Annotated in this window: 11 protein-coding genes and 4 pseudogenes; 8 read left to right on the top strand and 7 right to left on the bottom strand. The window is 67.3% G+C overall.

The annotated features are described in order from the left end of the window. Nucleotides 1-1,464, top strand: a pseudogene (locus KUM49_RS02510) (nickel transporter); the annotation flags it as partial. 19 nt (nucleotides 1,465-1,483) lie between these two features. Here the strand turns inward: KUM49_RS02510 and KUM49_RS47975 are convergent. Beyond that, nucleotides 1,484-1,591 (bottom strand): annotated as a pseudogene (locus KUM49_RS47975) (TetR/AcrR family transcriptional regulator); the annotation flags it as partial. Here KUM49_RS47975 and KUM49_RS02505 point away from each other — a divergent pair. Both KUM49_RS02505 and KUM49_RS02500 read left to right on the top strand, forming a co-directional pair. Next, nucleotides 1,581-2,221 (top strand): annotated as a pseudogene (locus KUM49_RS02505) (hypothetical protein); the annotation flags it as partial. The pseudogenes KUM49_RS47975 and KUM49_RS02505 sit on opposite strands and share 11 nt — an antisense overlap. Beyond that, nucleotides 2,194-2,370: a hypothetical protein gene (locus tag KUM49_RS02500; protein ID WP_217234983.1), complete on the top strand. Its 177-nt coding sequence runs from the start codon at nucleotides 2,194-2,196 to the stop codon at nucleotides 2,368-2,370. The pseudogene KUM49_RS02505 and the gene KUM49_RS02500, both read left to right, overlap by 28 nt. A gap of 217 nt (nucleotides 2,371-2,587) precedes the next feature. On the opposite strand, the gene KUM49_RS02495 is transcribed toward KUM49_RS02500, so the two are convergent. The 6 genes and pseudogenes from KUM49_RS02495 to KUM49_RS02470 all read right to left on the bottom strand — a co-directional run bounded on the left by KUM49_RS02495 (nucleotide 2,588) and on the right by KUM49_RS02470 (nucleotide 8,556). Then, the gene (locus KUM49_RS02495) at nucleotides 2,588-4,267 is read right to left on the bottom strand and encodes a long-chain fatty acid--CoA ligase (RefSeq protein WP_217234974.1); all 1,680 of its coding nucleotides are present in this window, start codon (nucleotides 4,265-4,267) and stop codon (nucleotides 2,588-2,590) included. A gap of 121 nt (nucleotides 4,268-4,388) precedes the next feature. Beyond that, complete coding sequence (locus KUM49_RS02490) at nucleotides 4,389-4,949, bottom strand: SigE family RNA polymerase sigma factor (RefSeq protein WP_217234973.1); 561 nt, start codon at nucleotides 4,947-4,949, stop codon at nucleotides 4,389-4,391. 251 nt (nucleotides 4,950-5,200) lie between these two features. Continuing rightward, nucleotides 5,201-6,367, bottom strand: coding sequence for a lipid-transfer protein (locus KUM49_RS02485; RefSeq protein ID WP_217234972.1), 1,167 nt, complete (start codon nucleotides 6,365-6,367; stop codon nucleotides 5,201-5,203). Beyond that, nucleotides 6,364-6,759, bottom strand: coding sequence for a MaoC family dehydratase (locus KUM49_RS02480; protein WP_217234971.1), 396 nt, complete (start codon nucleotides 6,757-6,759; stop codon nucleotides 6,364-6,366). The genes KUM49_RS02485 and KUM49_RS02480 overlap by 4 nt, the downstream gene beginning before the upstream one ends. Nucleotides 6,760-6,959: 200 nt before the next feature. Beyond that, a complete protein-coding gene (locus tag KUM49_RS02475; protein ID WP_217234970.1) occupies nucleotides 6,960-7,985 on the bottom strand; it encodes a bifunctional MaoC family dehydratase N-terminal/OB-fold nucleic acid binding domain-containing protein in 1,026 nt (341 codons plus the stop codon). 257 nt (nucleotides 7,986-8,242) lie between these two features. Next, a pseudogene (locus tag KUM49_RS02470) lies at nucleotides 8,243-8,556 on the bottom strand (hypothetical protein). Nucleotides 8,557-8,914: 358 nt separating this feature from the next. On the opposite strand from KUM49_RS02470, the gene KUM49_RS02465 reads away from it, so the two are divergent. The 5 genes from KUM49_RS02465 to KUM49_RS02445 all read left to right on the top strand — a co-directional run bounded on the left by KUM49_RS02465 (nucleotide 8,915) and on the right by KUM49_RS02445 (nucleotide 13,764). Next, entirely contained in the window at nucleotides 8,915-9,781 is an 867-nt protein-coding gene (locus KUM49_RS02465; RefSeq protein WP_217234969.1) for a bifunctional DNA primase/polymerase, read from the top strand. 95 nt (nucleotides 9,782-9,876) lie between these two features. Then, nucleotides 9,877-10,308: a hypothetical protein gene (locus tag KUM49_RS02460; RefSeq protein WP_254400614.1), complete on the top strand. Its 432-nt coding sequence runs from the start codon at nucleotides 9,877-9,879 to the stop codon at nucleotides 10,306-10,308. A 50-nt stretch (nucleotides 10,309-10,358) separates the two neighbouring features. Next, nucleotides 10,359-10,877, top strand: coding sequence for a DinB family protein (locus KUM49_RS02455; protein ID WP_217234967.1), 519 nt, complete (start codon nucleotides 10,359-10,361; stop codon nucleotides 10,875-10,877). Between the two features lie 579 nt (nucleotides 10,878-11,456). Then, entirely contained in the window at nucleotides 11,457-12,863 is a 1,407-nt protein-coding gene (locus KUM49_RS02450; RefSeq protein ID WP_217234966.1) for an AAA family ATPase, read from the top strand. 4 nt (nucleotides 12,864-12,867) lie between these two features. Then, nucleotides 12,868-13,764 (top strand): hypothetical protein, encoded by an 897-nt coding sequence (locus KUM49_RS02445; RefSeq protein ID WP_217234965.1) that lies wholly within the window; start codon nucleotides 12,868-12,870, stop codon nucleotides 13,762-13,764. Nucleotides 13,765-13,805 lie beyond the last annotated feature (41 nt).

Raw genomic sequence — 13,805 nt, 5'->3', positions numbered from 1 at the left:
GTCCCCCAGCCATGGCCCGCCGCCGACGACAGCACCGGCGCCGCCATGCCCGTCGTACCGCCGAACGGTGCCGCCGCCCCCACTCCCGTACCTCCGGCCCCGGCAGCCCCACAGAGCCCGCAGTCCGCACAGGCACCGCAACCTCCGCGGCCTCACCCCGGCACCCCTCTCCCCCCGGAGAACAACGGGGCCAACGGGGCTGGCGGGACCAACGGGGCACACGTGGTCAACGGGCCCACCGTAGCCACCACCGCCACCCACACCCGTGCCGCCCAACCGCTCCCCGCCGAGGCCGCCTCCGCGCCCGTGGACCCGAACTCCACGCAGGGGCGGGCGATCAGCGTGCGGACGTTGGGGCAGGGTGTGCCGTTCAATCGGCAGGCGGTGCAGGTGCAGCAGAACTCGGCGGTCGGACCGCTGCCGTCTGCCACGCCTCCCCCGAACCAGCCGGGCGGTTCCGGCAGGCGCCGCAAGCTAGGTACGCGGCCCGACCCCGCCGCGGCGGCGCCCGAGCAGACGGCCCGTCCGCACCCGTCGGCCGAGCAGTCCGCCGTACAGCCGCAGTCCCAGCCCTCGCTCGCCGGGCAGTCGCGGCTCGCGGGGGCGACCGAGGGCAACGGGCGGTCGTACGCCATAGGGGCGCCCGACGAGAACGCCGCCGAGGGGCCCGAGCCGCTGGACGGTCCCGGTGGGGCCGTCGAGATCGCGGACACCCCGCGGCCGCAGCCGATGGACGACGAGTTGCCGCCGGAGCCGCTCGACAACCCGCGGCGGCTGCTGGTGTGGCCCGCCCCGGACGTCACGACCCAGCAGGCGCTGAGCGACCGTGGGTACCGGCCGGTCATCGTGCACTCGCGCGAGGAGGTCGACGCGCAGATCGCGGCGTTCCCCGCCGCGCTGTTCGTCGACCCGCTGACCGGGCCGATCACCCGGACCGCGCTGCAGTCGTTGCGGCAGGCCGCCGTTGCCGCGGAGGTGCCGGTCCTGGTGACGGCCGGGCTCGGGCAGGCGTCGCGCGAGGCGGCGTACGGCGCCGATCCCGCCGTACTGCTGAAGGCGCTCGCGCCGCGTGACACGGAACAGCATCCGCCGCGCGTGCTGCTGATCGAGGAGCACGCGGAGATCGCGCTCGCGCTGACCGCCACGTTGGAGCGGCGCGGGATGCAGGTGGCCCGGGCCGCGAGTGATGCCGACGCGGTGACGCTCGCCGGGCAGCTCAGGCCGAATCTCGTGGTGATGGATCTGATGCAGGTTCATCCGCGGCGGGCCGGAATCGTGGACTGGCTGCGCGCGAACGGGCAGCTCAACCGCACGCCGCTCGTCGTCTACACGGCCGCCGTCGACCAGGCGGACCTGCCGCGGCTGGCGTCGGGGGAGACCGTCCTCTTCCTTGCCGAGCGGTCCACCAGCAGCGAGGTGCAGGCGCGGATCGTGGATCTGCTGGCCCGGATCGGGACCAACTAGCCGACCAGCCAGTCCACGCCTAGGGTGCGATGAGCCTGCGCGCCGCCTCCTTGATCGAGGCGCGCAGGCGGGCGCGGTCGGCGTCCTCCGGGCCCGTGAGGATGCGGCGCATCTGCGGGACGGCGGCGGCCTACGCCCTGCCCGTCGAGCACCGCGCCCCGCGCACCGGCTCCCTGTTCTCGGGCCTCACCGCCCTGCCGTCCGTCGTCCGCCACTCGCCCGACCTGTGGCGTGCGTGCGTCCGCCAGGCCGGGCTGTACGGCGCCTGGAGCGCCCTGTGGACCTCCCTCGCACTCCTGCTGACGAGCGAGGACGCGGCGGGCTACGGCCTCTCGACCGCGACCGCCGGGCTCTTCGGCCTGTTCGGGCCTGCCGCGAGCGTGGTCGCACCGCTGGCCGGCTGCTTCGTCGACCGCTTCGGCGCCGCCAAGGTCGTACGGTCCGCGTATCTCCTCGCCGCCGCGTCCGTACCGCTGTTCTGGCTGGGCGGGCACGTGATGGTGTCGTTGTCCGTGGCCGCGATCGCCGTCCACGCGGCCCTGGTGGCCTCCCACGTCGCCAACCAGACCCTCGCCCTCACCACCACCTCCACCCCGGCCACCGCCAACGCCGCCTACGTCGTGGCCGGTTTCGCCGGCGGCGCCATCGCCTCGACCCTGGCCGGCCCGGCGTTCACCACTTCGGGTGGGGCGGGGTGTGCGCGGTGGCGGGCGTGTGGCTGGTGCTGGGATGGGTGACCACTTCGGTACGGCGGTGAGCCGTTCGCCGTACGGCGTGAGCTGCTCCGACGTATGGGGTGAGCTGCGTCGACGCTCGGGCGTGCGCTGCTTCGACCGCTCGGGCGTGCGCTGCTCCGACCGCTCGGGCGTGCGCTGCTCCGACGTACGGCTGCTGAGCTGGCGGTGACGGCTTCCCGCGTACGAGGTATCTGCGCGTGCGCCGGGCGGGGACCGTGGGCCCCGCCCGGCGCGCCCGTGTGTTCGACGGCCAGGGCCCCTGTGGCTCCGGCCCCGCCCGGTCTGCGCCTGTGTTCGTCGGACGTGAGCGCCCGTGGGTTGCTCCGGACGTGAGCGCCCGTGGGTTGCTCCGGACGTGAGCGCCCGTGGGCTGCTCCGGACGTCGGTCAGAGTCGCGTGACGTCCAACTCGCCCTCCGCGTACTGCTTGCGCAGCACCTTCTTGTCGAACTTGCCCACGCTCGTCTTCGGTACCGCCTCGACGATCGACCAGCGTTCCGGGAGCTGCCACTTGGCGATGTGGCCCTCGTCGGCGAGGAAGGCGCGCAGCGTCTCGAAGTCGGCGGTGGAGCCCTCCTTGAGGACGACCGTGGCCAGCGGGCGCTCGCCCCACTTGTCGTCGGGTACGGCGACGACGGCCGCCTCGGCGACGTCCGGGTGGGACATCAGCGCGTTCTCCAGCTCCACCGAGGAGATCCACTCGCCGCCGGACTTGATGACGTCCTTGGCGCGGTCGGTGAGGGTGAGGAAGCCGTCCGCGCTGATGGTGCCGACGTCACCGGTCTTGAGCCAGCCGTCCTCGCTGAACTTGTCGGCGGGGCGCAGGGGTTCGCCGCCGGGGCCGTTGTAGTAGGCGCCGGCGATCCAGGCGCCGCGCACCTCCAGCTCGCCGGCCGACTCACCGTCCCAGGGGAGTCGTTCGCCGCCGGGGCCGGAGAGGCGGGCCTCGACGCCCGCCGGGAAACGGCCCTGGGTCAGTCGGTACGCGAACTCCTCCTCCGTGCCCACGGCATGGGCCGGGGGGCGGGCGATCGTGCCGAGCGGGGACGTCTCCGTCATGCCCCAGGCGTGGCAGACCCGCATGCCCAGCTTGTCGAACGCCTCCATCAGCGAGGGCGGGCACGCCGAGCCGCCGATGGTGACCTGGGTGAGGGAGGAGACATCGCGGGGCTTGGCGGTCAGCTCGGCGAGCAGGCCCTGCCAGATGGTGGGCACGGCGGCCGCGTGCGTCGGCTTCTCGGACTCGATCATCTCGGCGAGCGGGGCCGGCTGGAGGAAGCGGTCCGGCATCAGCATGTTCACGCCGGTCATGAAGGTCGCGTGCGGCAGACCCCAGGCGTTGACGTGGAACTGCGGGACCACGACGAGCGAGGTGTCCTCGTCCGTCAGGCCCATCGACTGGGCCATGTTGACCTGCATGGAGTGCAGGTAGATCGAACGGTGGCTGTACACCACACCCTTGGGGTCACCCGTGGTGCCGGAGGTGTAACACATCGCGGCGGCCTGGCGTTCGTCCAGCTCCGGCCAGTCGTACGTGGTCGGCTTCCCGGCGATGAGGTCCTCGTACTCGTGCACCTGGACCGCGTCGGCGCCCGCGAGCAGCGAACGGTCGCCCGGACCCGACACCACCACGTGCTCCACCGTCTTGAGGTGCGGAAGCAGCGGGGCGAGCAGCGGCAGCAGGGAACCGTTGGCGATCACGACCCGGTCGGCCGCGTGGTTCACGATCCACACCAGCTGCTCGGGAGGGAGGCGGAGGTTGAGGGTGTGCAGGACCGCGCCCATGGAGGGGATCGCGAAGTAGGCCTCGACGTGCTCGGCGTTGTTCCAGGCCAGCGTCGCCACGCGGTCGTCGCCCGTGACGCCGAGGTCCTCCCGCAGCGCGTGGGCCAACTGGGCCGCACGGTCGCCGATCTCGGCGAAGGAGCGCCGGTGCGGCTCACCCTCACCGGTCCATGTGATCACCTGTGATGTGCCGTGGATCGTCGATCCGTGGCTCAGGATTCTCGAGATCAGCAGCGGTACGTCCTGCATCGTGCTCAGCACGGTGTCCTCCCGGGGCGACATTGCCTAGGCGGTGGTAAGGGCTGCGCAAAGTCTGCGCGCATACCGCGCGGTATGTCACTAGGAAAGAGTGATCGATCAGGTCACGTTGCGGTCGATCTGTGAAGACGGTACTGGTCCGGCACTACCGGACCACCACCAGCTCGGGATCCTCGCGCAGTTTCCCCAGCGCCCGGGACACCGCCGACTTCACCGTGCCCACGGACACTCCGAGCACCTCGGCCGTCTGCACCTCACTGAGGTCCTCGTAGTACCTGAGGACGACCATCGCCCGCTGCCGGGAGGGCAGTTTCATGATCGCCCGCCACATCGCGTCGTGCAGCGCCTGCTGCTCGGCCGGGTCGTCACCGGCGGGCGCCGCCTCCGTCGGCTCGGGCAGCTCCTCGCACGCGAACTCGTCGACCTTGCGCTTGCGCCACTGCGACGTCCGCGTGTTCAGCAGCGCCCGGCGCACATAGCCGTCCAGGGCGCGGTGGTCCTCGATCCGCTCCCAGGCGACATACGTCTTGGTCAGGGCGGTCTGCAGCAGATCCTCCGCGTCGCACGGGTTCGCGGTCAGCGACCGGGCGGTACGCAGCAGCACCGGTTGGCGGGCCTTCACGTACGACGAGAAAGAGGGGTACGGAAGGGTCTGCGTCGCCGGTGTGGCGGCCTTCGAAGCGCTGGTGCAGACGAGTGTGGTCATGGCTCCACGCTATGAGCGGTGGTGCCTTCGGCTCATCGGCCGTAGGTCCCGAAGAAGAATCCGTCTCAGGTTGTAGGGGTGGTGCTGGCTGCACCTCCTGAAGGTGGACGAGCGGGCCCGGCCTACTGCGGGTTTACCCCTGGGGGTGCACGCCTCCCCGCGCCCGTTCATCCGTCGGCGGTAAGAAACGGCGGTTCAACCGTCGGCGGTGAACAACGCCAGTTCATCCGTCGGCCGTGAACAACGCCGGTTCATCCGTCGCCGGCGAGCAACAGGCCCGACGTCGGCACCCCCGTCCCCGCCGTCACCAGGATCCGCTCGGCGCCCGGTATCTGGTTGGCCGCCGTGCCGCGAAGCTGCCGTACTCCCTCCGCTATGCCGTTCATACCGTGCAGATACGCCTCCCCGAGCTGACCACCGTGGGTGTTGAGGGGCAGCGCGGCCCGGTGCACGAAGTCCGCCGCCTCTCCTTTTGCACAGAACCCGAACTCCTCCAACTGCATCAGCACGAACGGTGTGAAGTGGTCGTACAGGATCCCCACGTCGATGTCGGCCGGGGTGCATCCGGAGGTCCGCCAGAGCTGGCGGGCCACCACGCCCATCTCCGGCAGGCCGGTCAGGTCGTCGCGGTAGAAGCTGGTCATCTGCTCCTGTGCCCGGCCCGCGCCCTGGGCGGCCGCCGCGACGACGGCGGCCGGGTGGGGCAGGTCGCGGGCCCGCTCCACCGAGGTGACGACGAGCGCCTGGCCGCCGTCGGTCTCCTGGCAGCAGTCCAGCAGCCGCAGCGGTTCGACGATCCAGCGGGAGGCCGCGTGGTCGGCGAGGGTGATGGGCCGGCCGTGGAAGTACGCCGCCGGATTGGTCGCCGCGTACCTGCGGTCCATGACGGCGACGTGCCCGAAGGCCTCCGTGGTCAGGCCGTAGGTGTGCAGATACCGCTGTGCCGCCATCGCCACCCACGAGGCCGGCGTGAGCAACCCGAAGGGAAGGGACCAGCCGAGCGCCACCCCCTCGGCCGACGGCTCCCGGTGCTGCACGCCGGAGCCGAATCTGCGCCCCGACCGCTCGTTGAAGGCGCGGTAGCAGACCACCACCTCGGCCACGCCCGCGGCGATGGCGAGCGCCGCCTGCTGGATGGTCGCGCAGGCCGCGCCGCCGCCATAGTGGATGCGGGAGAAGAAGGTCAGCTCGCCCATCCCGCAGGCCTGGGCCACGGTGATCTCCGGGCTGGTGTCCATCGTGAACGTGACCATCCCGTCCACGTCGGCCGGCCGCAGCCCTGCGTCGTCGAGTGCCGCCCGCACCGCCTCCGCCGCGAGGCGCAGCTCGCTGCGTCCCGAGTCCTTGGAGAACTCCGTCGCCCCGACGCCGACGATCGCCGCCCGTCCCCCGAGAGTGTCGCGGGTGCGTACGCTCATCCCGCCTCGCTCTCCCGGACGGTGACCGTCACGGTGCCGGTCACGTGTCTGCCCATGGCGTTGGTTCCGACCACGTGGACGGTCGCGGTGTCGTCGGCCACGTCCTCGATCGTGCCCGTCAACACCATCGTGTCCCCGGGGTAATTGGGGGCGCCGAGTCTGATGGCCACCCTGCGGAGGGTGGCCCGTGGTCCGAAGTGGTCCGTGATGTACCTCCCCACCAGGCCGTTCGTCGTCAGGATGTTCATGAAGATGTCGGGGGAGCCCTTCTGCCTGGCCAGTTCGGCGTCGTGGTGGACGTCCTGGTAGTCGCGTGAGGCGATGGCTCCGGCGACGACGAGGGTTCGGGTGATCGGGATCCGGAGCGGTGGGAGTTCGTCACCGGGTTTCAAAGGTTCACGGGGTGCATGGGGTCCATGTGCATGGGGTCCATGTGCATGGGGTTCGGGTTCACGGGGTCCATGTGCATGGGGTTCGGGTTCACGGGGTCCATGTGCATGGGGTTCGGGTTCACGGGATTCGGGTTCACGGGGTGTATGGGGTTCCGGTTTGGGGGGAGTGGCGTTCATAGGGTTCGTGGGGTTCATGGGTTCTAGGACTTCTCCTCCCGGACGCGGAAGACGGGCAGCACCAACTCCTCGTCGCACTGCTGGAATTCGAGCCGGACCGGCTGACCGATCCGCACTTCGTCGTGCGGCACCCCGACCACGTTGCTGATCATCCGGACGCCTTCCGCCAGCTCTATCAGGGCGACCGCGTAGGGAGGGGCGAAAGCGGGGAAGGGCGGGTGGTGCAGGACGACGTACGAATAAACCGTCCCCTCGCCGCTCGCTTCGAGCGTGTCCCACTCCGGGCAGCCGCAGGTGTTGCAGCCGGGCAGCCAGGGATGGCGCGGGGTGCCGCAGCCGGTGCAGCGCTGGATCAGCAGCCGGTGGTGCCGGATGCCCTCCCAGAAACCGGAATTGTCGCGGTTGACGACGGGACGGGGGCGCGGAGGTTTCTCCCGCCGACGTGCCGGGGCGTACTTGAGGATGCGGAAGCGGTGGGTGCCGGCGAGCTCCTCGCCCACTGTCACGTCCATGCGGGTCGTCACGAAGTACCCGGTGCCGAGCTTGGTCGTCTTGCGCTCCGACACCGACTCGATCACCGCGTCGAAGGTGACCTCGTCACCGGGCCGCAGCGCTCTCACGTAGTCCTGCTCGCAGTCGGTGGCGACGACCGAGGTGCAGCCCGCCTCGTCGAGAAGGGCGAGGAGTTCGTCGTACGCCTCGGTCCTGCCGATGTGGCCGCTGTGGCCGGAGAGCCCGCCCATGGTCCACACCTGGAGCATGGTGGGCGGCGCGATGGCGTCCGGGCCCGCATACGCCGGGTTGGTGTCCCCCATCGCCTCGCACCAGTGCCGGATCATGGGCGCGTTGACGGGGTCCTTGCCGAGGCCGGCGACCGCGGAGGGCCGTCCCTCATAGGCCTTCAGCCGTTTCTCCAGGTCGCCCGCGTCGCCAGGGCTTGCCTGGTCGTCCCGCCTGCCTTGGTCGCCCCGGCTGCCCTGGTCGTCAAAAACTCCTGAGCCTCCAGAGGTCCCCTGGCCCTCGCTCACCCCCTGCTCGCTGTGCACCATCGCCCCCTCGTCATCTCGTGCCGCAATGCGTTGACACTTCTGGTACACCGCCGCCGCCGGGCCGGTTCCCACTCATTTCGCGAAGATTTCTGACTGTCCGTCAGATAGGGCGGGGTGTCAAGGCCGGTGACCCACAGGCGAAAACGTCTGCGCGACGGTGCCGTAGCACCGCCGCGCAGACGCCTTTCATCCCCCCAGAGAGCACCCATTGCACGGGAGGTCGGAGAGCCGGCGTCGAGAGCGCCGGCTCCCTCAGATCACCACCACAGCGGGGTGAAGTTGACGGACGTGTTGTTGTTCCCCTGGTTGACGGCGGTCAACGCTGAGCCGTTGACCAGGGCGGTATTGCTCTGGTTCGAGGCCCCGGAGCCGATCGCCTGCTGCTGTGTGGTGGACGAATTGCCGTGGTTGTCGAGCCCGGTCCCGCTGCCGTCGACGGTCGCCACGCCCGCGTTCGATCCGTCGCCTGCGAAGGCGCCGTTGTCCGCCGTCGCGACGCCGGTGAAGAGGCGGCGGCGAGCGGGAGGGCGGAGACGGCGGCGACGACGCGGGCGGTGCTGATGCTTGCCATGTTGTTCCTCCAGAACAGTGCACGTACCGGCTGCGGAGCCGGTCGTACGTGAAGTACGGCTTTTTTCGGGGTAGTTGGCCGACCACCTCGATGCTGGTGCACGACGTCGCGAGATCAGAGTTGCCCACCGAAACCCTGGCGAATCGTCCTGTAAGCAGCAATTCGCCCTCAAGCATGACGGCATGTCGATAACCCCCTATTAGTGACATAACGCGCTATCTCGCGACGATTTCTATTATCTCCACCCAAGTCAGGCCAGAGAGGAGTGTTCCCGCACCTTTCCAGCCATTTCGCCCCACTCGGCGCGCCACGCTCGCAGCCTCTTCCTTTTTTCGAACATACGTACGAACATAGACGCATGGCCACCACCGACCGGCAGGCCACGACGCTGGCCCTCGCGCACGCCCTGTCAGCCGCCGAACGCGGACTGGCCGTCATCCCCCTGTCCCGGACGAAGCTCCCGGCCCTGCGTTCCCCCCACCGCGACGACCCCACGGCTCCGATCTGCCACGGCGAGTGCGGCCGCCTCGGCCACGGCGTCTACGACGCCACCACCGACCCGGCACGCATCCGCGACCTGTTCACCGCCGCGCCCTGGGCGACCGGCTACGGCATCGCGTGCGGCCTCCCGCCCCACCACCTGATCGGCGTCGACCTCGACACCAAGTCCGACACCGACTCCTCGGCCGCCCTGCGCGAACTCGCCCTGCGCCACCTGTTCACGATCCCCGACACCGTCGTCGTCCTGACCCCCAGCGGCGGTCGCCACCTCTGGCTGAGCGGCCCGCCCGACGTCGTCGTCCCCAACTCGGCCGGCCGGCTCGCCCCCGGCATCGACATCCGGGGCGCCGGCGGCTACCTCGTCGGCCCCGGCTCCCGCACCGACCACGGCACGTACGCCACCGCCCCCGGAACCGCCCACCTCGCCCCCGCGGCCTGTCCGCCCGCGCTGCTCCGCCTCCTGCTCCCGCCGCCCCGCAGCCACCACCCCACGCCTCCGTCGACCGGAGGGCACGGCCAGGGCCTCGTCCAGTTCGTTCTCGCCGCCCACGAGGGCCAGCGCAACACCCGCCTGTTCTGGGCGGCCTGCCGCGCCTACGAGGACGGCATCGGCCCCGCCCTCGTCGACCCCCTGATCGACGCGGCACTGAACACCGGCCTCAGCGAACGCGAGGCCCGCGCGACGATCGCGTCGGCGGCACGGATGACAGGACACCGGCCGTGACGGACAGGGCGCATGAGTGACCAGCAAGCCCCCCGGAGCCACGGGGAACCGAAATTCACGGGAGCACGATGCACGACCGCCCTAGAGTGCCGACCATGTCCCTGACCCGGGTGGTCCTCACCTCCGGCCGCTCGCTCGACCTCTCCGAGCTGCGGCTGTCCTCGACGTACGGCGGGATGCTCGAGGGCTACCCGTGCAAGCCGCTCAACGAGATGAGGATCAAGGGACTGCTGCGGGACGGCGAGCGCACCTTCCCCACCACACCCGTGCACCTGGTCCCGCCCCCGCGCGAGTACCCCGACCAGTACGCCGGAGGCTTCGGCCCGGTGGAAGTCCTGCCCTCCGTGGCGTGCGTCGGCTCCTTCCGCTCCGCGGCCCTGCACCCGGACCACGACCCGATCGTGTACCGCTCCGCGCTGACGGTCGTCTGGTTCCAGCCCACGACGCAGGTGCCGTCGGGCTGCGACGCGGAGGCCGCGCTGCGGGACATCGCGTGGGACGAGCTGGCGCGGGACTACGAGCTCTAGCCCTCAAAATCCCGTTTCTCGCCGGGCTGCCGGTGTGCCAGTGTCGCCCGGTGACCGTTTCCCAATCCGACCTGCTGCGCCGCCAGTTCGACCTCACCTGGGCGCTGTTCGAATACCATCTCGACCGGCTCGAACCCGAGGACTTCCTGTGGGAACCGGCGCACTGCTGGACGGTACGCCGGACCCCGGACGGCACCTGGCTGCCGGACTGGGCGGACACCGAACCGGACCCCGTCCCCGTGCCGACCATCGCCTGGCTGAGCTGGCACATCGGCTGGTGGTGGGGCGTCACCCTCGACCACGTGGAGGGCCGCCCGCCCCGCGCCCGAACCGACGTCACCTGGCCCGGCGCCGGAAAACCCACGGTCCAGTGGCTCCGCGACCTCCGCACCGCCTGGCTGACCGCCCTGACCCGCCTCACCGACACCGACCTGTCCGCCACGGCCCCCTTCCCCTGGCAGGACGACCCCGAGCACACGGTCGCCGACATGCTCGCCTGGGCGAACGCCGAACTGATGAAGAACGCGGCGGAGATCGGGCAGTTGCGGTTGCTGCGGGCGGCGTCGTAGGCAGCGCGTCAGGCCCGAAGGGGCACCCGGCTCCGGGCGCCCCTTCGGCCCGATGAGCCGCGGGGAACACCGGCCACTCACACTCACGGACAGCACCCAACACCACGGCCCCCGACCATTTCACCTGGTCAGGGGCCGTTCACTGCGGTGGGTGTGGGATTTGAACCCACGGTGACATCGCTGCCACGACGGTTTTCAAGAGCGTCGCGCAAGTAGCGGCCGTGCGGCGTCTGATCGGCGCAAACGCCGCGCCATGAGCCTCGTGGCGATCAACTGGCCCACACATGGCCCACAAGGCCCCGTAGGGCCCGGCATGGCTCTCGCCCGTCGCGCTCACCAGTTGGAGTCGAGACCAGCGCATTGCGAGCTGTCCGATCTTGGTCCATGAAACGTCCGCACGCGTTCAGCCTGCCTGCCTGCGCAGCTCAGGCAAGCCGGGGACGCCCTTGGAGGCTGTGGACTCCCTCGGAGGGAGCAGCAACAGAGACCACACAAGCTCGCGTAGCGCACCTCCTTCGTGCTTCGCGACACCGCACAGGCCAGTCCGACAACTCACTCAAAGCCCGACGAACTCGCCACATGCGCGCCTATCATGATTCGGACCTTGCTGCCGACGACGGAGGCGAAGTAATGCCAGAACCACTACCGGGTCAAGATGCCGTCTTTGTCGAGTCGGTGGAAATCTCCTCACTGTTCGGCAAATACGAATACCGATTGCCCAAAGACGGAGGCGGCCTAAACCCTCGCCTTTTCATTCTGTACGGCGATAACGGCACAGGCAAAACAACAATCTTGTTTCTACTCCATCATCTGTTGTCACGATCAACGAAGAGGGGGCATAAAAGTGCGATCGCTAGAGTTCCCTTTAAATTTGTCAACGTTAATTTTTCTAACGGGAATTCGTTGCGGGTCGAACGGAGCGATCCCTCATCGCGCGACTTTACTTTCAGAATTTGCCGTGGCCAGACCACCGTTATAAAGCGGCTATACGTCGCTAATTCTTTCGGCATCATTCCGCCAATGGAGGCAAAAGGAGATGTGCAAGCAGAAGAAAATTTGAATAATGTATACGACCAGCTAATCGGCCTCCAGTCATACACTTTGACAGATGACAGGCAGCTAGACAGCGACCAGTTGGCTGATGAATACCTGCAAATGACCGAGGGGCGGGAGGACGAGAAAAAAGGGATTCAGGTAATGCCATACCGCCGACTGGGATTGGATTCAGCCCTATCTGACAGTCACCTCGCGTCAGCGATACAGCGCGCAGGCCAATGGGCCGATGCACAATTCCGCTCGGATACCAGTTCCGGAACAACCAACGTTAATGCGATCTACCTCGATCTCCTAAATCGCATTGGGAGTGGGAAGCAAAAAGAACAGAGTAATTCGCCTGATCAAATCAGGAGCGCCCTGGTGACTAAGGTGAACCGCTTGGAGGACCGCATCGAACAGCATGTGAAGTTCGGGTTGGAACCGCCTCTTCCTACGGATCATTTTCGGGAACGGATCTGGTCTATGGCAGACAGGGACATCGAGCTGGCCGCTCACGTATTGGAGCCCTACTTTGACGGGGTTGACGCTAGGCTCAAAGCACAACAGACTACGGTGCACACGATTTACTCTTTCTTGTCTACTCTGAACCAGTATTACAGAGACAAGAAAGTTCTCTTTCACGCCGAGAGCGGGTTCATGGTCCAGTACGAAAGCGGGGACCACTTGCCGACGCGGTCGCTCTCATCCGGCGAACGACAACTTCTTACAATTTTCTGCAACGTAATGGCAGCACGAGCAAATCCGTGCCTCTTCATGGTTGATGAACCTGAAATTTCCCTAAATATCAAATGGCAACGAAGGTTGGTCGATTCACTCCTAGAGTGCACTCTCAATAGCGGGATTCAACTCGCCATGGCAAGTCACTCATTTGAGCTCCTCTCTGCACACAGCGAAGACGTGGTAACCCTCAACCAAGGCGGAGGGATGTAAGCAAATGCAGGGGGGATTCTCTGAGCGCAGACTGATTTCTGAAGTAATCGCAATCCACCGATTCGAGCCAGACCTTTTTGCCTTGTACGTCGAAGGGAGGACGGATAAGGTCTTTTTCGACTACCTAACAGGTGAAGCGCGCGTTCACGTGTACGAGATTGATAGCGTGCATGTGCCTGCCGATATTGTCGCTGCCGCTGGGGTTGACAACGGAGCTAAGGGGCGTGTAATCGCTCTGGCATCTGCTTTAGAGAATGAGATTCCCGAAATCGACCTTCCTGTGCGCTGCATCGTAGATACCGACTCGGACAAAGTACTTGACAATAAAAGAGAGGGGGCCAAATATCTTCGGTACACGGATTACTCTTGCGTCGAGTCCTACGCGTGGAACGAAGCGACCCTCACCAAGTACTTGTCCGTGGGCCTGCATGACACCCTCGGGCTCACCGCGAGGGCGGTCATGGACACACTTGAACCAGTGCTACAAGAACTATTTTTCATGCGAGCCACCAATTCGGCATCCGGGAAAAATCTGGCCTGGGTATCTGCGTCTGCATGCGTAAGCTATAAGCGCAAGAGATTCACTTTCGACCGGGAGGACCTTTGGCGTCGATGGCTGCAAGCGAATTCCTGCTGGCCTGATCGTGAAGTTCTGCAACACAAGGCAGAGGATCTTAAAGATCGTTCCGCGGATTTCCCTGCCGCCGATCTACTTCAGGGGCATGACCTAGTTGAACTTCTTTCGCTTCTAGTTCGCGAGACTGTCAAACCTCCCGCTTTGGGAAATCAAGAGGTCGTAAGCCGCATGCTCCTGCTCTCAGTCGACAGACAACAAGCGGCACACTTCGCGCTACTTCGTGAACTTATATCTCTAAGTGATCGATATACAGATCCTGCGTAGGGTTGCGGCTTAATCTAGCTGCGTCCAGAGCCGCAATCACG

Source organism: Streptomyces sp. AC555_RSS877, assembly GCF_019049245.1.
Taxonomy (GTDB): Bacteria; Actinomycetota; Actinomycetes; order Streptomycetales; family Streptomycetaceae; genus Streptomyces.
Note: the sequence above shows the minus strand (reverse complement) of the source record. Positions and strands in the feature narration are given on the sequence as shown.

Bases quoted from the DNA above. Each gene is read 5' to 3' on its own strand.
- KUM49_RS02500 (WP_217234983.1), top strand. From the start codon at position 2,194: ATGGGTGACCACTTCGGTACGGCGGTGAGCCGTTCGCCGTACGGCGTG.
- KUM49_RS02495 (WP_217234974.1), bottom strand. From the start codon at position 4,267: ATGTCGCCCCGGGAGGACACCGTGCTGAGCACGATGCAGGACGTACCG.
- KUM49_RS02490 (WP_217234973.1), bottom strand. From the start codon at position 4,949: ATGACCACACTCGTCTGCACCAGCGCTTCGAAGGCCGCCACACCGGCG.
- KUM49_RS02485 (WP_217234972.1), bottom strand. From the start codon at position 6,367: ATGAGCGTACGCACCCGCGACACTCTCGGGGGACGGGCGGCGATCGTC.
- KUM49_RS02475 (WP_217234970.1), bottom strand. From the start codon at position 7,985: ATGGTGCACAGCGAGCAGGGGGTGAGCGAGGGCCAGGGGACCTCTGGA.
- KUM49_RS02465 (WP_217234969.1), top strand. From the start codon at position 8,915: ATGGCCACCACCGACCGGCAGGCCACGACGCTGGCCCTCGCGCACGCC.
- KUM49_RS02460 (WP_254400614.1), top strand. From the start codon at position 9,877: ATGTCCCTGACCCGGGTGGTCCTCACCTCCGGCCGCTCGCTCGACCTC.
- KUM49_RS02450 (WP_217234966.1), top strand. From the start codon at position 11,457: ATGCGCGCCTATCATGATTCGGACCTTGCTGCCGACGACGGAGGCGAA.
- KUM49_RS02445 (WP_217234965.1), top strand. From the start codon at position 12,868: ATGCAGGGGGGATTCTCTGAGCGCAGACTGATTTCTGAAGTAATCGCA.